We start from the raw sequence: 20,908 nt of genomic DNA, 5'->3' as shown, positions 1-20,908 counted from the left end.
GGGGGGGGGCTCGGGCCGTCGACCTGCCCGCGGCGGGGGGCGGGGGGGCGGTTAGCGCACCCGAGGAATGGGGGGGGGGGCCCAACCCGGCCCCCCCCCCCGGCCGCGCCCCCGGAACGCCGCCAGAGCGCCCTCGGAACGCTCTCGGAACGCCCCCCGGGCCCGGCTTCCACTGCGCGCGGAAGCCGGGCCCCGCCCGCTCAGCCGGAGAGGCGCCCGGCCGCCTCCTCCTCGGTGAGCGCGTCGATCTCGGCGATCAGCAGCGCCTCGATCCGGGCCGCGAGCGCGGCCGGTGTGCTGCTCTCGAACACGTCGCGGATGGGGATGTCGAGTCCGATCCCGGCCCGGATCCGCGCGGCGACCCGGGTGACCAGGAGGGAGTCCCCGCCGAGCGCGAGGAAGTCGTCGAACACCCCGACCCGCGGGACTCCTAGGACCTCCTGCCACAGGTCGGTGACCAGCTGCTCGGCGTCGGTGCGCGGCGCCACGTAGCCCGCCCCGGCGGCCGGCCCGGGGTCGGGCAGGGCCGCGAGGTCGGGTTTGCCGTTCGGGGTCAGCGGCAGCCGGGCCAGGGTGAGCACGGTGTCCGGGACCATGTAGGCGGGAAGCCGCAGGGCGAGGTGCTCGCGCAGCTCGGCCGGTCCGGGCTCGGCACCCGGGCACGGGACGGCGTACGCCAGCAGTCTCCGGCCGTCGCGGACCAGCACGGCGGCCTGCGCGACGGCCGGGTGCGCGGTCAGCGCGGACTCGATCTCCGCGGGCTCGATCCGGTAGCCGCGCAGCTTCAGCTGGGCGTCGCCGCGCCCCAGGAACTCCAGCCGGCCGTCCGCCCGCCACCGGGCGCGGTCCCCGGTGCGGTACATCACGCCGCCGAGGAACGGATCGGGCACGAAGGCGGTCGCGGTCAGGTCGGGCTGGCCCAGGTAGCCCCGGGCCAGGCCGCTGCCGCCGATGTACAGCTCGCCCTCGGCTCCCCGGGGCAGCAGCCCGCCGCGCTCGTCCAGCACGTGCAGCCCGACCCCGGGCAGCGGGCGGCCCAGCGAGGGCCGGCGCTCGGTGTCGGCGGCCGTCAGCTCGGCCGCGGTGACGATCACGGTGGCCTCGGTGGGGCCGTAGGTGTTTAGGAGCCGGACGGCGTCCCCGTGCCGTCGGCGCCACCGGGCGACCGTGTCGGCGCGCGCCTCGGAGCCGCCGATGACCACCAGCCGCAGTGCCTCCGGCCAGCGGGTCTGCTCGCCGAGGCCGACGAGTTCCTCCCAGTAGGCGGTCGGCAGGTCGAGCACGGTGACGGACCGGCCGGACGGGCCGTCCAGCAGGTCGGGCAGGGTCCGGCCGCCGCCGGGCAGCAGTACGACGCACGCCCCGGCCGCCAGGGCCGGCCAGAGCTCCTCCACGTGGGTGTCGAAGCCGAGGGAGGCGAACTGGACGATCCGGTCGGCGGGGCCCAGCGCGTAGCCGTCCGGGCCCGTCATCCAGTCGACCCGGGCGGACACCGCCGGGTGGTCGACGGCGACGGCCTTCGGCGTGCCGGTGGACCCGGAGGTGTAGAGGACGTAGGCCAGGCCCCGCGGGTCGGGCGGGGCGAGGTCGTCGGTCCCGGCGCCGGGCAGGTCGGCGGTTCCGGCGCCGGGCAGGTCCGCGCCGGTGAGGGTGAGGACGGCGTCGGCCTCGCGGACCATCAGGGCGCGGCGGTCCTCGGGGTGGGCCGGGTCGAGCGGGAGGTAGGCGGCGCCGGCCTTCCAGACCGCGGTCAGGGCGACGACCAGGTCGAAGGAGGGTGCCATCGACACCGCGACCACCCGGCCGGCCACCGGGCCGAGCCGGTGCGCCAGTTCGGTGGACCGCCGGTCGAGTTCGGCGTAGGACAGCGTCCGGCCGTCGCAGTCCAGGGCGGGCGCGTCCGGCCGCGCGGCGACCTGGTCCGCGAACCGCTCCAGCACCGTTCGCACGGTGGCGGGAGCCGTCGGCCCCGCGCCCAGGGCGAGCAGCGCCGCCCGCTCCCGCGCTCCGACGAACCAGTCGCCGTGCAGGGGGAGTTCCGGGTCCTCGACGATCCGCGCGTACAGCTCGCGGCACCGGCCGCCGAGCGCCTCGACGGTCTCCCGGTCGAAGAGCTCGCGGTCGTAGCAGAAGGAGAGCGTGATGCCGCCGTCGGCGGTGCGCCAGCTGTCGAGCAGCAGGTCGGTCTTGGCCTGCTCGAAGCCGGAGTCCATGCTCGTGGTGCGGACGCCCGCGGGCAGCGCGGGTTCGCCGGAGCCGTCCGCGAGGTCGTTCTGGCTCTGGTGGACGAAGACGGCCTGGTAGAGCGGTCCGGCTCCGGTGTCCGCGGGCAGGCCGAGGTGGGCGGCGAGCCGCTCGGCCGGGGCGTCGGGACGGCTCAGGGCGGCGAGCGCGGCGGACCTGGTCCGCTTCAGCACCCCGCGGAAGTCGGGGTCCCCGGTCAGGTCCGACCTGATCACCGCGGTGCGGTTGAAGTAGCCGAGCAGCGCTTCGTGCGCCGCCTCGGTGCGGCCCGCCAGCGGGGTGCCGACCACGAAGTCCCGGCAGCCGGTCCAGCGGGCGAGGACGCACTGGTAGCCGGTGAGCAGCACCATGAACGGGGTGCACCGCTCCTGGCGGGCCAGCCGGTCGAGGGCGGCGGTCAGCTCGGGGCCGAGGTCGACGGTGACGAAGCCGGCGGGTCTGGTGGGGTCCGACGGTCTCGGCCGGTCGAACGGGAGGCGCAGCGCTCCGGTGCCGGCGAGCCGGTCCGCCCAGAACCGGAACGCCTCCTCGCCCGCCTCCCCGCCGGTCCTGGCCCGTTCGGCGCGGGCGAAGTCGCCGTACTGCAAGCGGAGTTCGGGCAGCTCGGCCGGTGCCTCGCCGATCGCCTCTCGGTAGAGGGCCAGCAGTTCGCGCCACATCGTGCGGAAGGACCAGCCGTCGGCGACGATGTGGTGGACGACGACGCTGACCGCGTGCTCCCGCTCCCCCGCGCTGATCAGGGTCGCGCGCAGGGGCGGCGCGGCGGCGAGGTCGAACGGCGCGTTGACGTACGGGCGGCAGGCGTCGGTGAAGTCCGCCTCGGTGGCTCCCTCGGGCAGGCGGAGGGTGACCAGGTCGGTCGCGGCGGGGGGCTGGACCAGTTGGACGGGCTCCGCGGCCCCGGGGTCGTCGTACCCGAAGCGGGTGCGGAGGATCTCGTGCCGTTCGGCCAGCCGGCCGAGGGCGGTGCGCAGGGCCCGCGGGTCGAGCGGCCCGGTCCAGCGCCGGTTTAGGTACATGTTGAAGCCGGCGTCGTCCGGGTGGAGCTGCTGGAGGAACCAGAGCCGGCGCTGTTCGGCGGTCAACGGGTGGGTGGCGGTGGTGGTCACCGGACGGTCACCTCGGTCTCGGAGCGGTGCGGGAGGGTGGGCGCGACGGCGTCGGCGTCGGCGTCACTGGACGGCCGGGCGGTGCCGGCGGCCCGGTCCTGGATGGCCTTCAGGCCGACCAGGTCGTCGGGCTCGGCGTCGGGGACGTCCCGGTCGAAGTGCCGCAGCACCGGGACGGCCAGGCAGACCAGTGCGAGGGCGGCCATGGCGAGGCCGAACAGCAGGTAGAGCAGTCCGATGCCGCGGCCCTCGCCGGTGCCGATGAGCCGGCCGACGGTGGAGGCGAGGGCGCCGCCGCGGTCCATCAGCGGCTGGAGGAGTCCGGGGCCGAAGGGGGCGACGACGGCGAACCCGACCGGCAGGGTCGACCAGGCGACCATGGTGTTGACCGCGATCACCCGGCCGTGGAAGCGCAGCGGCACCTTGGTCTGCACGATGGTCGCGTAGGCGCCGTTGAGCAGGGCGAGCGCGAAGGTCATGCCGAACGCGCCGAGGGCGACCGTCCAGATCGACGGGCGCAGCCCGGTGAGCAGGCAGGCCCCGGCGACCGCCAGGGTGGCGAGCAGCACCCCGCGCAGCTTCCGTCGGCGCGGTCCGCCCCAGGCCACCAGGGTGATCCCGCCGAGCACGGCGCCGAGGCCGGCCGCCGTGGACACCCAGCCGGCCGCGGAGAGCGGGGCGAAGGAGAGCACGAGCGGGGTGGTGAGCAGGAACAGCGGGGAGAGGAAGACGTTCAGGACCGCGAAGTACAGCAGCATCGCGCGGAAGTGGCTGCTGCCGAGGGCCCGTCGGAAGCCTTCGCGGATCTCGGCGGGAATGCTCTCCCGCCGGGTGGAGCCCATCACGTCCGGGAAGCGCACGGCCAGGGTGACGCCGATGGCGACCGCGTAGCCGGCCACGTCGAGGGCGAGGATGCCGCCGAGTCCGATGGCGGCGAGCAGGCCGACGGCGAACAGCGGGACGAGGAACTGGGCGAGGCCGAAGGCCATCTGGACCACGCCGTTGGCGCGGCCGAGGTAGCGCTTGGGGACGAGCTGCGGCACGGACGCGTTCCAGGCGAGCCGTTGGAAGGAGAGGGCGGCGGACAGCACGGCGACGAGCGCGTAGGCGTGCCAGACCTCCAGTCCGCCGATGGCATACAGCAGGAGCAGGACGACCTGGGTGAGGCCGGCGGCGAGGTCGCCGAGGAGCATGGTCCGGCGCCGGTCGCCCCGGTCGACGATCGCTCCGGCGATCGGGGCGGCGAGGATGCCGGGCACCAGGCCGCAGGCGGCCAGCAGCCCGAACTGGGCGAGGGAGCCGGTGCGCAGGTAGATCCAGACCGGGAGGGCGAACTCGGTGAGCGCCGATCCGATCATCGACACCTGCTGCCCGGAGGCGACGGTGAGGAAGCGGCGCATGGTCGGGCGGACGGGCGCCTGCGCGTCCTGCGTGACCGGCCGTTGGGCGTCCCGGGAAAGCCCGGCCAGCCACCAGGTGGCGCCGTCCGTCCGGCGGTGGCGGTCCTCCTGCCCCGCGGCGATCGACCGGTGGACGCCGGTGACGACGGCCGCGAGTTCGGCGGCCCGGTACTTGAGGTAGAAGTGGCCAGCCTCGTCGAGGACCACCACGGCGGTGGTGTCGGCGATCCGGTGCCACTCGCGGAAGCGCTCCTGGTAGAACTCGGTGGCCGGGTCGCGGTCGCCGCAGACCGCGATCACGGGGGCCTTGATCCGTCCGCCCTCGGTCCCGAACATCCGGGTGAAGTACCGTTCGACGTCCTTGGTGCCGGTGCGGCGGTTGCGGACGATCAGCCGCAGCTGTTCCGGGTCCAGGTCGTCGGTGTCCATCCCGGCGGCGGCCAGACCGTTGATCATGTCCTGGTCGCTGCGCATCCGGTCGAGGAGTTCGGCCCACCGCTCGCCGACGGCCGCGCCGCGTCCCCTGGGGCGGGCGAAGGGGAAGATGCCGCCGAGGTGGACGGCGTCGATCTCCCGGCCGGCGGCCTCGACCCGGCGGGCGATCTCGACGGCGAGGCGCACGCCGACCCCGCAGTGCCCGTACAGCACGATCCGGCCCTCGACGCCCTCGACGATCTCGCGCGCGCACCGGTCGGCGACCTCGTCGACGTCCATCGGTTCCTCGCCGAGTTCGTGGCCGGGGACGGCGATGGAGTGCAGCGCCCAGTCCTCGGGCAGGGCGTCGGCGAGCGGCTTGTAGATCAGCGCGCTGCCGCCGCCGTAGGGGGCGCAGACCACGCTCGCGGTGGTGCGGCGGCGTTCGGGGGTGAGCCGGTGCAGCAGCCCCCGCGGTCCGCGGTCGGCGCCCGGGTCGGCGACGAGCCCGGCGAGCTGCCGGACGGTCGGGAAGCGGAAGAGGTCCATCACGCCGACCGGGGTCGGCAGGTCGGGGAAGGTGCGGCGCAGCCGGGCGACGACCTGGGTGGCGAGCAGCGAGTGCCCGCCGATCTCGAAGAAGTCGTCCAGGGCGCCGACCTTCGCGACGTCGAGCACCTCGGCCCAGATCGCGGCGATCAGTGTCTCGGTGTCGCCCTCGGGTTCGACGTGTCCGGCGGCCGGGGCGGTGTCCTCGGGTTCGGGCAGCGCCTTGCGGTCGACCTTGCCGTGGGCCAGCAGCGGCAGGCGGTCCAGGACGACGTACCGGGCGGGGACCATGTAGTCCGGCAGGACCTCGCCGAGCGTCAACCGCAGTTCGGCCGCGGCGGGGACGGCCGCGTCGGCCGCGCGTTCGAGGTAGGCGACGAGGTTCTGCCGGATCCCCTCGCCCCGGACGGTGACGAAGGCCTGGGTGACGCCGGGCAGCGCGGTGAGCGCGGCCTCGATCTCGCCGGGCTCGACCCGGTAGCCGCGGACCTTGATCTGGTCGTCGGCGCGGCCCAGGTACTCCAGCACGCCTGCCCCGGCCTCCGGCCGCCAGCGGGCCAGGTCGCCGGTGCGGTACATCCGGCCGCCGGCGAACGGGTCCTCGACGAAACGTTCCGCCGTCAGCTCGGGGCGGCCCAGGTAGCCGCGGGCCAGCCGGTCCCCGCCGAGGTACAGCTCGCCGGTCACGCCGGGCGGCACCGGCCGCCCGGCGCCGTCCAGGACGTAGCAGCGCGCGCCGGCGAGCGGGGTGCCGATCGGGGTGTTGCCCGGGCCGTGCTCCCCCGGCAGGACCTCGTGGACGGTGACGCCGACCGTCGCCTCGGTGGGGCCGTAGTGGTTGAACACCGCGCAGCCGCCCCGGCCGGCCAGGTCGGCGGCCCAGGCCCAGGACGAGGCCTCCCCGCCGAGCACCAGGGCGCGGCGCGGCAGCAGGCGTTCGAGCGGGGCGTCGGCGGACAGCGCGGCCAGGTGGGAGGGCGTCATCTTGAGGTAGTCGAGCGCCGACGCCTCGATGTGTGCGGCGAGTTCGGCGCCGGCGATGCGCCGCGGCAGCAGGTGCACCCGGCCGCCGGTGGTGAGCGCCAGGTAGAGCATCGTGATGCTGAAGTCGAACGACAGGGACTGCAGCAGCCCGTAGCGGGCGCCGGGCTCGATCCGCAGCCGTTCCCGCACGCCGGCCAGGTAGTTGAGGATCTCGCGGTGCTGCACCGCGACGCCCTTGGGCTGCCCGGTGGAGCCGGAGGTGTAGATGACGTACGCGAGGTCGTCCGGTCCGGACGCCTCGGCGAGCGGCGCGTCGTCCGACACCCGGTCCGGCGTGGGGTCGGCGCGGTCCACCAGCAGCTCCGCGCCCCCGTACGCGGGGAACCGCTCCCGCAGCTCCGAGTCCGTCACCAGCACCCGCACGTCCGCGTCGGCCACCAGGTGGGAGAGCCGCGCGGGCGGCTGCTCCGGGTCCAGCGGCAGGTAGCAGCCGCCGGCCTTCAGCACGGCGATCAGGGCGACCGCCAGGTCCGGGGACTGTTCCAGGCACACCGCCACCCGGTCGTCCCGGCCGACGCCCAGCGCCCGCAGCCGCCGGGCCAGGACGGTCGCCCGTGCGTCGAGTTCGCGGTGGGTGACGGTGGCGTCCTCGAAGACCAGCGCGGGGCGGTCGCCCGCCTGCCGGGCCGCCGCCGCGAGCAGCGCGGTCAGCGTTCCGGGCCCGTCCTCGGGGAGCGCCGGGCCGGCCGCCCATCCTTCGACCAGGTCGCGGTGCTCGGTGCCGGTCGTCACCGGCAGGTCCTCGACGGCCCGGTCCGGATCGGCCGTCGCCGCCGCCATCAGGACCTCGAAGCGCTCGGTGAGCCGTCGCACGGTGTCGGCGTCGAAGAGGTCGGTCCGGTAGGTGATCAGCCCGAAGAGCCCGCCGTCCTTCTTCTCCCGCAGGTAGAAGGCGAGGTCGGAGTGGCTCGTGGTGGCGGCGTGCCCGAATCCCTCCGCGGTGGCGGCGGGTGCGGTGGGGGCGGCGCGGTCGCCGTAGTTCTGGAACGCGAAGGTGGCCTGGAACACCGCCGAGCGGCTGACGTCCCGCTCGATGTCCAGGTCGGCGACCATCTGCTCGAAGGGCACCTCCTGGTGGGTGTAGGCGTTCAGCGTGGTCTCCCGGACCCGGCCGACCAGCTGTCCGAAGGTGAGTCCCTCCTCCAGCCGGGCGCGGATCGGCAGCATGTTGACGAAGGCCCCGACCACCGCCTCCAGTTCCCGGTGGAGACGGCCGGCCACGGCCGAGCCGATCGCGAAGTCCCGCTGGCCGGTGTGCCGGCCGAGCAGCACCTGGAGCCCGGCCATCAGCACCATGTACGTCGACGCGCCGCGGGCGCGGGCGCACTCGGCGACGGCGCGGGCGAGTTCCGGGCTCCAGTGCAGTTCCACGGCGGCGCCGTCGAAGGTGAGCAGCGGCGGCCGGGGGCGGTCGACGGGCAGTTCCAGGGCGGGGACGTCGGCGAGTTCGGTGCGCCAGTAGTCGCGGGAGGCGGCCAGGGCGCCGCTGTCCAGCCGGTCCCGCTGCCAGCACGCGTAGTCCCCGAACTGGACGGGGACGGGCGGGAGTTCGTGCTCCGCGCCGTGGGCGTACCGGGCGTGGAGCAGGTCCAGTTCGCGGTTGAGGATGTCGATCGACCAGCCGTCGCCGACGATGTGGTGCATGACCAGGGCGAGGACGTGGTCCTCGGCGGAGAGCCGGACGAGCAGGGCGCGCAGCAGCGGCCCGGTGGCGAGGTCGAAGGGTCTGGCGACCAGCGCCCCGATCTCGTCGGCGGCTCTTCGGCCGGGGTCGGGATCGTCCGAGGCGTCCACGAACGCGGCGGCGAAGGGGCCCGGTTCGGCGATCAGGACCTCGGCCCTGCCGTCCTCCGTGACCGGGAAGGTCATCCGCAGGCCCTCGTGCCGTGCCACCAGGGCGGCCAGGGCGGTGTCCAGCGCCGAGCGGTCCAGCGGGCCGCGCAGCCGCCGGGCCGGGGCGAGCGTGTAGGCCGTCCCGCCGGGCGAGAACTGGTCCATGAACCAGAGCCGTTCCTGTCCGCTGGACAGGGGCGGGGCGCTGCCCTCCGGGCGGGGCTCGACCACCCGCACCGGGGCCGCGGCGCCGCGCAGGCGCTGGGCGAGGAGGGATCGTTTGGTGGCGGACCAGCCTGCGGGCAGGTCCTGGGTGTCGGTCATCGGCAGTCCGTTCGGGCGTGGAGCGGGGAGGACGCGCAGGGGCGGTCGGCGGCGGTCAACGCCGCTCTCGCACGACGGCGGCCAGGGCGGCCGGGGTGGAGGCGTCGAAGAACAGGTCGAAGGCGAGCTCGACCCCGAAGGCGGCGCGGATCCGGGCGGTGATCTGGATGATCGTCAGCGAGTGTCCGCCGTGGTCGAAGAGGTCGTCCTCGGGGCCGAGGCCGGAGACACCCAGGACCTCCTCCCAGATCGCCAGGACGCCCGCCGTGACGTCGTCGGCCTCCGCCGCTGCCGCGGCCCGCTCGCGCGGCGGGTCGGGCAGCGCGCGCCGGTCGAGCTTGCCGCTCGGGGTGAGCGGCAGGCGGTCGAGGGTGACGAACTGCCGGGGCACCATGATCGCGGGCAGGGTGCGCAGCAGGTGGTCCCGCAGGTCCGCGTCGGGCAGCGGTGCGCTGCCGGGAGCGGGCACCCGGTAGCCGACGAGGGCGGGCTCCCCCTCGGCCTGCTCGCGGACGGCGACGGCCGCCGCGGCGACGGCCGGGTGGTCGAGCAGCGCGGCCTCGATCTCGCCGAGTTCGATCCGGTGGCCGCGGATCTTCACCTGGTCGTCGATCCGGCCGTGGAACTCCAGTTCGCCGTCCCGCGTCCACGCCACGAGGTCGCCTGTGCGGTACATCCGGCCGCCGGCGAACGGGTCCCCGACGAAACGTTCCGCCGTCAGTTCGGGCCGCCCCCGGTAGCCGTCCGCGAGGCCGTCGCCGCCCAGGTGGAGCTCTCCGGGGATCCCGATCGGCACCGGGAGGCCGTCGGCGTCCAGGACGTACGCCCTGGTGTTGGCGACCGGCCGGCCGATCACCACGGCGTCCGGCTCCACGGGGACGTCGGCGCAGGTGGCGTAGATCGTCGCCTCGGTCGGGCCGTACCCGTTGATCAGCCGGCCGAGGGAGCCCCGGAGCTCGCGGGCCAGCGGGAGCGGCAGCGCCTCCCCGCCCACGATCCCGGTCAGCCCGGCCGGCAGGGGCCCGGCGCTGAGCAGCACGCGCCAGCCCGAGGGGGTCGCCTGCAGATGGGTCACGCCTTCCCGCCGGATCAGCCCGACGGTGCCCGGCGCGTCCAGGGCGGCGCCGTCCGGCGCGAGGACCAGCCGGCCGCCGGTGACCAGCGGCAGCAGGATCTCCAGCCCGGATATGTCGAAGGAGAGCGAGGTCAGACCGAGCCAGACGTCCTGCGGTCCCGAGCCCAGCCGGTCCGCGAAGGAGGTCAGGAGGTTCACCAGGGCCCGGTGCCCGATCTCCACGCCCTTGGGACGCCCGGTCGAGCCGGAGGTGTACAGCACGTAGGCGAGGTCGCCGGGCGGGGCCGGCTCCGCCCCCGGGGCCGTCGGTTCCGTGCGGCCGCCGCCGAGGCGCAGGACGGCCGGTGCCGCCGCCACCACGTCGGCAGCGGGCTCCCGGTCGGCGACCAGCAGGGCGGCGCCCGAGTCGGCGAGCAGGAACGCGAGCCGTTCGGCGGGGTGGCCGGGGTCGAGCGGCAGGTAGGCGGCCCCGGCGGCGTGCACCGCGAGCAGGACGGCGGGCAGGTCGGCGGAGCGCTCCAGGTGCAGGGCCACGACGTCACCGCTGCGGACCCCGGCCCCGCCCAGGACGGCGGCCAGTTCGTCGATCCGCTCCACCAGCGCGCGGTAGGTCAGCCGCTCGGTGCCCGCGCCGACGGCGACGGCGTCCGGCGTCTCGGCGGCCCGCTCCCGCACCAGGTCCAGCGCCGTGCGCTCGCGCGGGTAGGCGCGGGCGGTGGCGTTCCACTCCTCCGTCACCAGGTGCCGCTCGCACTCGCCCAGCAGCGGCAGGGCGCCCAGCGGCGTGTCGGGCGCGGCCGTCGCGGCCTCCAGCAGGGCCGTCCAGTGCCCGGCGATCCGGTCCACGGCGTCCGGCGACAGGACCGCCGGAGCGTACTGGAGCGAGAAGGCGAGCCCGTCGGCGGTGTCGACCGCCTGGAGGTGCAGGGTGTTGCGGGCGGCGCCGTTGAACACCGCCCGGTCCACCCGGACGGTGCTTCCCGGGAACACCGGGTCCGCGGCCGCGCCGCGCCGGTAGCCGAACGACACGGGGGCCAGCCCGGCGCGCGGCGTGAGGCCGCCGACCGCCGCGCCGAAGGGCACCGGACGGAACGGGTACCCGCCGCGGGCCTCGGCCCGCACGGCCCGGGCGAAGGCGGCGAAGGACGTCCGGGCGGTCACCCCGGCCGGTGCGTGCACCGGCAGCTCGTTGACGAACAGCCCGATCTCCCCGGCCTGTTCGGGGGTCCGGACGGACAGCGGCACGGCGACCGGGACGGCCTCGCCGCCGTAGCGCAGCAGCAGGGCGTGCAGGGCGGCGAGCAGGAACTCGAAGACGGTGACGCCGCAGCGCTCCGCGGCCTCGGCCAGGTCCGCCCGGCCCCGCGCGTCGATCCGCCACGCGTCGGACTCGCCGGACGCCGGGGCCGTGACGGCGTGCGGCAGTCCCGGGAGGACGGGCTCCGTCGCCGCGGCCCACCGCGGGCCGTACCAGTCGGCGGCCCGGCGGACGAGGTCGGGGTCGGGCGGGGAGAGGGGCACGGACGGGATCCGGTCGGCGGCCGGGGCGGCCTCGCCCAGGGCCTGCCCGTAGGCCGCGGCGAGTTCCGCCACCAGAACGTCCTTCGACTCCCCGTCGAAGACCGCGTGGTGCACGACGGCCAGCAGTTCCGCCGCCTCACCGCTGCCGCGGTAGAGGGTGAACCGGGCCAAGGGGCCCGCCTGCAGGTCGAACGGTCGTGCCGTCTCCTCGGCCAGCCGCTTCTCCCGGCCCCGCGCGCACTCCTCGGAGGCGTCGACCACGTCGAGGACCGGGGCGGGGCCGGGCTCCAGCACGAGGCTGCCGTCGCGTTCCACGAACACCCGGGACAGGGCGGGGTGACGTGCCGTCACCGTCGAGACGGCCCGGGCGAGGGCCTCGGCGTCGACCCGGTCGAAGGAGAGCAGGACGGGCATGTGGAACACCCCGTGCGTCTGGCCGAGGCGCTCGGTGAACCAGACGCCCCGCTGGAAGGGCGAGGCGGGCAGGGGGAGGGAGTGTGGCATGTGCGGCTCGATTCGGCAGTCGGTGAATGGCGCGTTCCCCGTGGCCGGGCGCCGACGTGGCCGGCGCCGCGGATGCTCTGGCGACCCGGCCGCCGGGTGGCGTCCGACCGGCCCCCGGCCGGCCGACGGGCCGCTCCGGCCTCGACCCTCCCGGCCCGCAGATCCCCCCTGCGCACGACCGGTTCGGAGCCGGTCCTCTCCCCCGATGAAAAAGACCGATCTTGGTCCAGACCTGCCGAGAGGTTGGCAGAGATGCCCACCGCCGTCAAGGGTCGTCCACCCCGCTGACAAAGGCGTCATGAACGCGTCCAGCCTGCGGGAATGCCGTCCCGGGAGGCCTTCTGATCGTTCGTCATCGTCGTACCGCCCGCCGACCGGACCACGGGGCACCGACGGGCCCCGCGCCCTCGCCCGGCCGTGCCCCGCCCGGGGCGCGCCGCCCCGGCGCCACCCCGGCGCTACCCCGGCGGGTCCGCGTGGCGGCGCGGAACCGCCCCGGGCCGGCGCCGGATCAGGCGAGCGGGCGGCAGAGCAGGGCGGCCGGGGCCCCGTACTGGAGGCGCTGCCAGGTGGAGGCGACACCGGCCAGGTACTCGCCGTCCGCGCACTGGCCCTTGTAGCGGCCCGGCGCCCAGTCGCTCGCCACCGAGCCGCCGGTCGCGGGCCGGTTGTCGCCCCGGTCGAACCAGAGGGTGCGGCCGTTCAGCGGCAGCGGGGCGGCCGCGGGTGCGCACAGCAGGGCGGCCATGCCGTTGCCGCGCACGCCGTAGCCGACCGCGAAGGCACGGTCGGGGCACTGGAGCTTGTCGTAGCCGGACGCCCAGTCGCCCCCGGTGACGTAGCGCTCGTCGGTGACGGTGGTCCAGTCGCCGCTGCCGGCGGCCGGTTCGCCCGCGTCGGTGCACAGCGCCCGGCTGTCGCCGCGGGCGAGGGCGGTCAGCCGCTGGCCGTCCGGGCAGTTGCCCTTGCGGTTGCCCGGGCTCCAGTCCGCGCGGGCGAGCATCCGCCGGGAGAGGTCCTGGTCGCCGTGGTCGAGGGCGAGCATGTTCCAGTGGGTCACCGCGGGCACCGGGCCGCTCGCCGCCGGGGCGTCGATCAGCCTCGTCCAGTCGGCGGCCCGCCAGTCGCCGGGGTCGGTGAGGCCGGTGCGCCTGCCGTCGGGGCCGTAGGAGAGCAGCGCCCAGGTGTCCAGCGGGCGGCCGGCGGTGTCGGCCCAGCCGACCAGCGGCCAGACGGCGAAGTCGGTGTCCTCGCGGACCAGGATGTCGGTGAACGCGTGCAGCCAGGCCTGCTCCTTGGCGTCGGTCGAGCCCCGGCCGCCCGCGCCGAACTCGCTGATCCACACCGGGGCGGTGAAGTGCTGCCCGGCCCCGGTGACGAACAGCGCCTCGTCGTCCACCACCCGGGCGAGCTGCTCCGGGGTGAAGTCCTGGTAGCGCGGGTCGGCGGTGGATCCCGGGCCGCTACCCGCACCGGTGTTGGCCGGGCCGGTGTAGGCGTAGAAGTGCGCGGAGTAGACCAGCTTGCCGGAGTCGATCAGGGTGTTGGAGAGGTTGCGCACCGGGGTCAGCATCGGGCGGCCGTGGCTGAACCCCGCGGCGGGGACGCCGTACCAGTTGATGCCCTCCATGACGACCAGCAGGTCCGGGTCGGCCTGGAGGATGCGGTTGCCCGCCTCCTCGAAGGCGGCGTACTCGTCGTGGGCGTCGCCGAGGCCCCAGTTGGGGTCGTCCCAGACGTCCCGGCGGACCTCGTTGCGCAGGTCGGCGCCGACCACCCGCTTGTCGGCCTTGTAGCGGTTCACCATGAACAGCCAGTCGTCCTCCCACTGCGCGGTCGACTGGCCGCTGTTCCAGCGCTCGTTGCCGTCCAGGCCGCAGCAGAAGCGGTAGCTCGTGGTGTGGTTGTTGAGGATCACCGCGAAGCCGTCGGCGGTGAGCGCGGCCACCACGGCGTCGAAGACCTGGAGCGGGGTCCGGCCGCGCAGCTGGGGGTTGGCGGCGACGGCGGAGTCCGGGACGGGGACGGTGTCGTGGATCATCGCGTTGGCGAACGGCAGCCGGATGCTGTTGACGCCGAGCCCGTGGAAGTCGGCCAGCAGCCGGGCCACCGGCACCCGGTCCAGACCCAGCGGGATGTTGTGCGACACCTGCCCGGCCTGGTTGTTCGCCGGATCGTCGGCGCTGCCGCTGCCCTGCCAGGTGCCCTGCGCACCGGCCCAGTTGGCGGACTTCAGCTTGAAGCGCTCACCGTTGGCGTCCACCACGTAGCGCCCGCGGGTGCTCAGCGGTCCGGTCCAGGACGCGGCCGGCCGGGCCTCCGGGCCGCCGTCCGGCGCCGCGACCCCGGGGCCCGCCACCAGGACGGCGAGCACCGGCAGGGCCGCGGCCAGGGCGAGCAGACGCGCCGCAAGACTCTTCATGATCGTCCCCGCTGTGGTGAGGTGGCTCGGGCCGTGACCGGGCGCACCGGCGCCGTCGACGGGGGACGACGATATGACGGAACCCCAGGCGCGGGAAGGGCGCGTGCCGTCCTCCCGGGGAAATCCGGGTGAACGTCAGCGGACGCGCCGCAGGGCGCGCCGCACCCGGGGCCGCCGCGACGCGGCGGCGAGGACGCCGGCAAGCCGTCAGCAGCCGGGCACCCGCCGCGATCCACAGCAGCACCCGGCCGAGCGGGCGCAGCCAACCGGCGTCCGGCCGAGCGGGCCCAGCCAACCGGCGTCCGGCCGGGCGTCGGCGGGCCCGGGCCGGCCGAAATCCCCCAACGGGCTCCGGACCGCCGGCGGGCTCCGTACCATCGACCCCACGCCCGTACGGCGACACCACTGGGGGGATCGTGCCGCCCACAGCACTGCGCGCCCTGGCCCGGCTGATCGACCGCACGTTCGCCCGGGTCGCCGCCGCCGCCGTCGACGCCCGTACCTTCGACCGGGCCCTGATCGCCCGGGAGACGAGGTTCTGGAGCGATGTCGAACCCGCCGTCGCCGCCCTCGCCGCCCGCCCCGGGACGGGACGGGCACTGCTCGCCCGGCGGACGCTGCGGTGGATCGCCGACCACGACGCGGACCGCCACGACTGGGCGGCGGAGGACCCGGGCACGGCGGGGCTGCTGCTTCCCCCGCGGCCCGACGATCCGAGCCTGCCCTCCTGGGACGTCCGGGGCCACATCGCGCCGCCCTGGAGCCGGCCCCTCGGCGAGGACGCCCGAGCCGCCCTCTCCCCGTACGATCCGACGGACTGCCGGTTCCTCGGCCTCGAAGCGGAGTTCCGCCGGGACCGGCTCGACGCGGCCCTGACGGTTCAGCTGCCGCGCCGGTACGACGCCGGCGAACGCGTCCACGCCGGGGCCCGGCTGGGCATCGAACTCGAAGCCGTCTCCGAGCTCTCCTTCACCAGCGGCAGCGGCCCCACCGGCGCCCTCACCTGGCACACCGGGAACGGCCGGGTCGAGGTGCTGGCCGGCGAGCACGGCCGGCTGGTCGCCGAACGCGCCGTCCTGAGGATCGGTGACGCCTGCTGGCACCTCAGCGAACCCGGCCGGTCCGCCGCCGCCGTGACACCTCGCCACCGCGACGAGCGCCGCCCCGAGGAGTGGCCGCTCGGCCCGGCCTTCGCCCTCGCCTTCCCCCACCACGCGAGCAGCCGGCTGGCCTCCGCGCTGGTACGGCAGGCGCTGGCCGGCATCTCCCGCGCCCGCCGGGTGGAACGGGTCGACCAGCGGCACATCCTCACGCTCTGCCGTGTCTTCGAGGGCGCCGGAACGGAACTGCTCGCCGCCGGCGCGCACGGCGGGCGGGCGTTCCGCCGGCTGATCCTGCGCTGGGTGGAACGCGGCGGGCAGCCGCTGACGGACTGGTTCGCCGGGATCCTCCACGTGAACAGCCGCGGCGGCCCCACCGGTGCCTGGGCCAGGAAGCTGGCCGTCGAGCTGGCCCTGCGTTCCGGCCCGCGACCGCCCGGGCCCTGGACCCCATCACCGGAGCTGCCCCGGGCGGCCGTCCTGCGGCTGCTGTCGGTCGACTTCGACGAGCGCCGGCACGAGCGCTCGGCCGCCGGGGCCACCGTCCAGTTCGCCGTACCGCCCACCGACGGCGGCGGACGCGAGGACGGCTGGGACCTGAGCTCGGTCGGCATCGACGGCCTCGACCGGCTCCGCCTCTCCCCCGGAGCCTTCGCCGGCCCCGACCGCCTCGAACCGCTCCGCCGACGGAAGCTGTCGCTGGAGTCGGGCTCCGCGCTCGCCCTGTCCTGGCACGACGGAGCGGTGAGCCGGGCGGGGAAGGGGTGGACGGGGTGGCCGGCGGCGGTCGGACGGATCCGCGCGGTCGGCCCGGAACCGGTCGTGCCCATCGTGCCCCTTCCGGAGCAGCAGCGGCGGACCACCGACTGACCCCGCCGCCCTACGCCTCCTCCTCCGGGCCGTCCTCGCCCCGCTGGTCCTCGGTGCGCCCGGCCCGCCAGTAGCCCATGAAGCAGACCGCGCGCCGGTCCATCCCCCGCTCGCCGACCAGGTGGCGGCGCAGCTCGCGGACCCCGGCCGCCTCCCCGGCGATCCAGGCGTACGGCCGGCCGCCCGGCAGTTCGGCGGCGCGCACCGCCTCGGTCAGGCCCGGCGCGTCGTCCCGGCGGTGGATCCAGACAATCTCGACGCCGGCCCGGCCGGGCGACAGGTAGGCCTCCTCCCCCGGTCCGTCCACCTCGGCGAAGACCCGGACGGGAAGATCCTCGGGCAGCTCCTCCAGGATGGCGGCGATGGCCGGCAGCGCCGACTCGTCCCCGGCCAGCAGCACCCAGCCGGGGTCGGCGGGCAGGGTGAACTCCACCCCGCCGGCCTGCTCGACGGCCGGCCCGTACACCACCACCCGGTCGCCCGGCGCGGCCCTGACGGCCCATCGGGAGCCCGGGCCGGCGTCCCCGTGCACGGCGATGTCGATGTCGATCTCGTCGGGCTCGCGGCGCCGGCCGCGGACGGTGTAGGTGCGCAGCACCGGGCGCACCTCCGGGGACATCTCCCGCCAGCTGTGGTACCAGCCGAAGTCGCCGTCGCCGGGCGGGATCAGCGGCTCGGTCTGGCCGGCGAGCGGCAGCAGCAGCTTGATCCGCTGGTCGAGGCCGCCGTTGACGAACCCGGTGAGGCTCTCCCCGGTGAGCGTGATCCGGACCAGGTGCGGCGTGAGGCTCGTGGTGCGGGCGACGCGCAGGGGGAAGAGCGCGAAGCGGGCGGGAGCGGTGACGGTGGACAGGGCGGGCTCCTTCCATCGGAACGGGCGGACGCCGCGGCCGCGCCGGTTCGTACTCTCCCGACACCCACCGCAGCTTAGGTGAGGCTAACCTAATATTCCTGCCGCGAACACCCGCCCCCGGGCGGTCGGTACGAGCGCGGGGCCGGACCGTCCCCGGCTCCCGACCGCCGTTCCGGATGGGCCGGACGGGCGGACTCCCCCGTCCCCTGCCGGGCGTGTCGCCGCCCAGGCCGGACACTGCAGGTGCTGCGGACCGGCCGGACTGCGCCGCCCGGCCCCCGGGACGAAGGGAACTCGGTGTTCAACCTCGTGGATTTGGCGTTGGAGAAGGTCATCACCGGCCGCCTGCCGGGCGTGCGCGTCGACTTCACGGTGCCCACCCGCGCCTGGAGTACCCAGGCCCCGAAGAACTCCGTCAACATCTATCTCTACGACGTGTGTGAGGACCTGGAACGCCGTCAGGCCGGCAGCGTCCGCGTCGGCGGATGGCCCCTGCCGCTCGTCCTGGAGTCGGATCCTCCCCGCTATGCCCAGGTGTCCTATCTGATGAGCACTTGGGGCGGCACCCCGCAGGACGACCACGGTCTGCTGGGGCAGCTCTTCGCCGCCCTGACCCACGTACACTCCCTCGACCTCGGTACCGCCGATTCCGACTCCACGGCCCTGTTCCACGTCGGGCTGCCGTGGGCCGGAGACCGTACGCACGCCGAGCTGTGGAACGCGGTGGACAACTCGCTCTCCCCTTCCCTGCACGCCACGGTGAGTGTTCCGCTGCCCGCCTTCGAACCACCGACAGCGGTCCCGGTGGTCTGGCACGACCCGGTCGTCGTCGTCCGGCCCGGAACGGAGCGCCCGGAGGAGACGCGCAGTCCGGCGGGCGACGCGTTGTCACTCGACATGACCGTACGCACCGGGGACCAGCAATGACGCAGACCGCCGCTCCGCCCTCCGAGGCTCCGTCCTCCGAGGCTCCGCCGGCCGAGAGTCCGGTTCGGCCCCTGCCCGCGACGGGCCCCACCGGAGAGGCCTGCCTCCTGGAGCCGCTGGCCTGGCTGGAACGGCGGGTGCACCGTGCCCTGTCCTCGCGCACGACACCGACGGACTCCCCCGGCCCGCCGGACGACCAGGACGCGGTGCCCTTCACCGCGCTCGAAGCGCCCGCGGAGCACACCACCGGGTCGTCATCACTGCACCGTCTCGCGCGCGCCTTCGGCCTGGGCCCCGTCGACCTGTCGGTGTTCCTCGTCGCGCTCGCCCCCGACCTGGACAGCCGCTTCGAACGGTTCTACGCCTGCCTCAACGACGACCCCACGCTTCCCCACGCGACCGTCGCCCTCGCCCTCACCCTCAGCGGTGTGTCCCCCCTCTCGACCACCGCGAGGGCCGTCGTCTCGCCCACCGGGCCGTTGCGCTCCGGCGGGCTGCTGGCCGTGGAGGACTCAGGCCGCCCCTTCCTGTCCAGGGCCCTGTGCGTTCCCGACCGGGCCGCCGACCACCTCCTCGGGCACGACGCGTTCCCCCGTCGGCTGCGCCCGTTCCTGAACCCCCTCCCGACGCCACCACCGCTGCCGGGCCCGGCCCGAGCCACCGCCGACCGCCTCGCGGCGATCCTGGGCGCACCCGATCGCCGCCCCGTCCACCTCCGCCACCGGCCCGGGCACGCCGGCGGGGAAGCCGAGACCGTCGCCGCGGCGGCCGCGCACGCGCTCGGCCGCCCGCTCCTGCGCCTGGACTGGGACGGCCTCAGCGCCCTTTCCGACGCGGACGCCCTGCTGGCCGAAGCCGTCCTGGAAGCCCGGCTGCGCGAGGCCGCCCTGCTGGTCGTCCTGCCGCCCTCGACCACGTCCGACCACGGCCGCGCGCCGGAGCTCTGGTCGCGCCTCGGCGAAGCCGCGCCCGTGCTCCCCCTGGCCCTGGCCGGCACGAACCCCGGGGACGCCGCATCGGCACGCCTCGCCCCGGTGTTCCTGGAGTGCCCCGCGACCACGGCCGCCGAACGGGCCACACTCTGGCACGCCGAGCTGGCCGGCCTTCCGGGCCTGGACCCGGACCGCGCGGCCGGCCTCATGGCCTCCTACCGGCTGGCGCCGCACCTGATCCCCGCCGTCGTGGCCACCGCCCGCCGACAGGCCCACGCCATGGACCGCGCCCCGGCCCCGAAGGATCTGACCGCCGCGGCCCATCTGCACCACGACGGCGCCCTGGGCCGCCTCGCACGCCGGGTGGATCCCGCCGCGGGATGGACGGACCTGGTGCTCCCGGACCCGACCGCCGACAGCCTGCGGGCCCTCGCCAACCGGGTGCGCCACCGCGACCGAGTGCTGGGCGAATGGGGCCTGCGCCCGGGAGCCGCCCGCGGACACGGCGTCAGCGCCCTGTTCACCGGCCCCTCCGGCACCGGGAAAACCCTCGCGGCCGAGGTGGTCGCCGCCGACCTCGGCTTCGACCTGCACGTGGTGGACCTGTCCACCGTCATGAGCAAGTACATCGGCGACACCGAGAAGCACCTGGAACACCTCTTCGCCGCGGCGGAAGGACTCAACGGGATCCTCCTCTTCGACGAGGCCGACGCCGTGTTCAGCAAACGCACCGCCGTCCGCGACGCCCACGACCGCCACGCGAACGCCACCACCGCCTACCTCCTCCAGCGCCTGGAGGCCTTCGACGGGGTCGCGTTCCTCACCTCGAACCTCCACGCCAACATCGACAACGCCTACCTGCGCCGCTTCGACTTCGTCATCCCCTTCCCCCTCCCGGACGAGGAGGGACGCCGGGCCCTGTGGGACACCTGCCTCGGGCCGTCCGCACCGCGCGCCGACGGCCTCGACCTCACCCTGCTCGCCCGCAGGTTCGAGCTGACCGGCGGGGAGATCCGCTGCTGCGCCACCACCGCCGCCTACCACGCGGCCCACGACGGCCGGCCCATCGGCACCACCGACCTGCTGGACGCCGTACGGATCGAACACCACAAACTGAACCGCTACGTCGACGAGCAGAAGTTCTCCCTACCCGGCCCCGACTGACCGGAGTCCCCGTGTACGCACAGCCGAAGAAAGCCGGACCGCTGAACGACAACCGGTCCCAGCAACCGCCCGCCCACAGGACGGGGCGGGAGGTTTCCAGACGAGGCGGCCTCCTCGCCTTCTCCCGGGAGACCGGAAAGGGCGCCGCTTTCACCCGTTACTCGGCAGAGTCCCGCACCGATCGGACGTGCTTCTACCGCGCCATGACGGAAGCGGAGTTCCGCCACCTGGAGCGGACGGATCGGATGCCGGTGCAGGAGAAGGGCTACCAAGGGCTGTCCCCCACGCGGGAGTACGCGGAGAAGTATCTCGGCAAGCCGGGGTACCTGGTCGAGTTCGCCATTGATCCTTCCGTGTCGCTGGAAGCCGACCTCTTCTCCTACACCGGCGTCCTCGCGAAGCCCCAGGACGGGGTGATGTCCTTCGGGCTGGCGAAGACCGCCACCCTGGCGGCGTGGGTGAAGGCGAAGCCCAAGAAGGGCGCGGAAGGTTTCGCTCGACCCGGCGACGCGGTCCAGTACTTCAATCAATGGCTCGCGGTGAAGCTCGTCACCTGGCGAGTCGTCGCCTGCAACGTTTGACCGGTCCCGGATCCGCCCCCGAGCAGAGGCCGGTGATCACCC

Annotated in this window: 9 protein-coding genes; 4 read left to right on the top strand and 5 right to left on the bottom strand. The window is 75.2% G+C overall.

Annotation, left to right across the window (positions count from 1 at the left end):
• Nucleotides 1-200: 200 nt before the first annotated feature.
• The 4 genes from ACFVHV_RS22755 to ACFVHV_RS22740 all read right to left on the bottom strand — a co-directional run bounded on the left by ACFVHV_RS22755 (nucleotide 201) and on the right by ACFVHV_RS22740 (nucleotide 14,439).
• A complete protein-coding gene (locus ACFVHV_RS22755; protein ID WP_380353009.1) occupies nucleotides 201-3,353 on the bottom strand; it encodes an amino acid adenylation domain-containing protein in 3,153 nt (1,050 codons plus the stop codon).
• The gene (locus tag ACFVHV_RS22750) at nucleotides 3,350-8,917 is read right to left on the bottom strand and encodes an amino acid adenylation domain-containing protein (RefSeq protein WP_380353007.1); all 5,568 of its coding nucleotides are present in this window, start codon (nucleotides 8,915-8,917) and stop codon (nucleotides 3,350-3,352) included. The genes ACFVHV_RS22755 and ACFVHV_RS22750 overlap by 4 nt, the downstream gene beginning before the upstream one ends.
• Before the next feature lie 55 nt (nucleotides 8,918-8,972).
• Nucleotides 8,973-12,017, bottom strand: coding sequence for an amino acid adenylation domain-containing protein (locus tag ACFVHV_RS22745; protein ID WP_380353006.1), 3,045 nt, complete (start codon nucleotides 12,015-12,017; stop codon nucleotides 8,973-8,975).
• Nucleotides 12,018-12,528: 511 nt separating this feature from the next.
• The gene (locus ACFVHV_RS22740; RefSeq protein ID WP_380353004.1) at nucleotides 12,529-14,439 is read right to left on the bottom strand and encodes a glycoside hydrolase family 5 protein; all 1,911 of its coding nucleotides are present in this window, start codon (nucleotides 14,437-14,439) and stop codon (nucleotides 12,529-12,531) included.
• A gap of 416 nt (nucleotides 14,440-14,855) precedes the next feature.
• On the opposite strand from ACFVHV_RS22740, the gene ACFVHV_RS22735 reads away from it, so the two are divergent.
• Nucleotides 14,856-16,409 carry a hypothetical protein gene (locus tag ACFVHV_RS22735; protein WP_380353002.1) on the top strand — a complete coding sequence of 518 codons (1,554 nt, stop codon included), beginning with the start codon at nucleotides 14,856-14,858 and terminating at the stop codon, nucleotides 16,407-16,409.
• A 10-nt stretch (nucleotides 16,410-16,419) separates the two neighbouring features.
• Here the strand turns inward: ACFVHV_RS22735 and ACFVHV_RS22730 are convergent, their stop codons facing one another.
• Nucleotides 16,420-17,220: a siderophore-interacting protein gene (locus ACFVHV_RS22730; RefSeq protein WP_380353013.1), complete on the bottom strand. Its 801-nt coding sequence runs from the start codon at nucleotides 17,218-17,220 to the stop codon at nucleotides 16,420-16,422.
• A 339-nt stretch (nucleotides 17,221-17,559) separates the two neighbouring features.
• On the opposite strand from ACFVHV_RS22730, the gene ACFVHV_RS22725 reads away from it, so the two are divergent.
• Genes ACFVHV_RS22725 through ACFVHV_RS22715 form a run of 3 tightly spaced genes read left to right on the top strand, consistent with a single transcriptional unit; the run spans nucleotide 17,560 to nucleotide 20,866 of the window.
• Nucleotides 17,560-18,189 (top strand): Pvc16 family protein, encoded by a 630-nt coding sequence (locus tag ACFVHV_RS22725; protein ID WP_380353000.1) that lies wholly within the window; start codon nucleotides 17,560-17,562, stop codon nucleotides 18,187-18,189.
• Nucleotides 18,186-20,285: an ATP-binding protein gene (locus ACFVHV_RS22720; protein WP_380352999.1), complete on the top strand. Its 2,100-nt coding sequence runs from the start codon at nucleotides 18,186-18,188 to the stop codon at nucleotides 20,283-20,285. The genes ACFVHV_RS22725 and ACFVHV_RS22720 overlap by 4 nt, the downstream gene beginning before the upstream one ends.
• Before the next feature lie 11 nt (nucleotides 20,286-20,296).
• Nucleotides 20,297-20,866: a hypothetical protein gene (locus ACFVHV_RS22715; RefSeq protein WP_380352998.1), complete on the top strand. Its 570-nt coding sequence runs from the start codon at nucleotides 20,297-20,299 to the stop codon at nucleotides 20,864-20,866.
• Nucleotides 20,867-20,908 lie beyond the last annotated feature (42 nt).

Origin of the sequence: Kitasatospora sp. NPDC127116 (genome assembly GCF_042677365.1) — a bacterium.
GTDB lineage: Bacteria > Actinomycetota > Actinomycetes > Streptomycetales > Streptomycetaceae > Kitasatospora > Kitasatospora lactacystinica.
The sequence above is the reverse complement of the archived record's forward strand: the minus strand, read 5'-3'. Positions and strand labels throughout refer to the sequence as shown.

Excerpts from the sequence above, each read along its gene's own strand:
- ACFVHV_RS22750 (WP_380353007.1), bottom strand. The coding sequence starts at position 8,917 with ATGACCGACACCCAGGACCTGCCCGCAGGCTGGTCCGCCACCAAACGA.
- ACFVHV_RS22745 (WP_380353006.1), bottom strand. The coding sequence starts at position 12,017 with ATGCCACACTCCCTCCCCCTGCCCGCCTCGCCCTTCCAGCGGGGCGTC.
- ACFVHV_RS22740 (WP_380353004.1), bottom strand. The coding sequence starts at position 14,439 with ATGAAGAGTCTTGCGGCGCGTCTGCTCGCCCTGGCCGCGGCCCTGCCG.
- ACFVHV_RS22720 (WP_380352999.1), top strand. The coding sequence starts at position 18,186 with ATGACGCAGACCGCCGCTCCGCCCTCCGAGGCTCCGTCCTCCGAGGCT.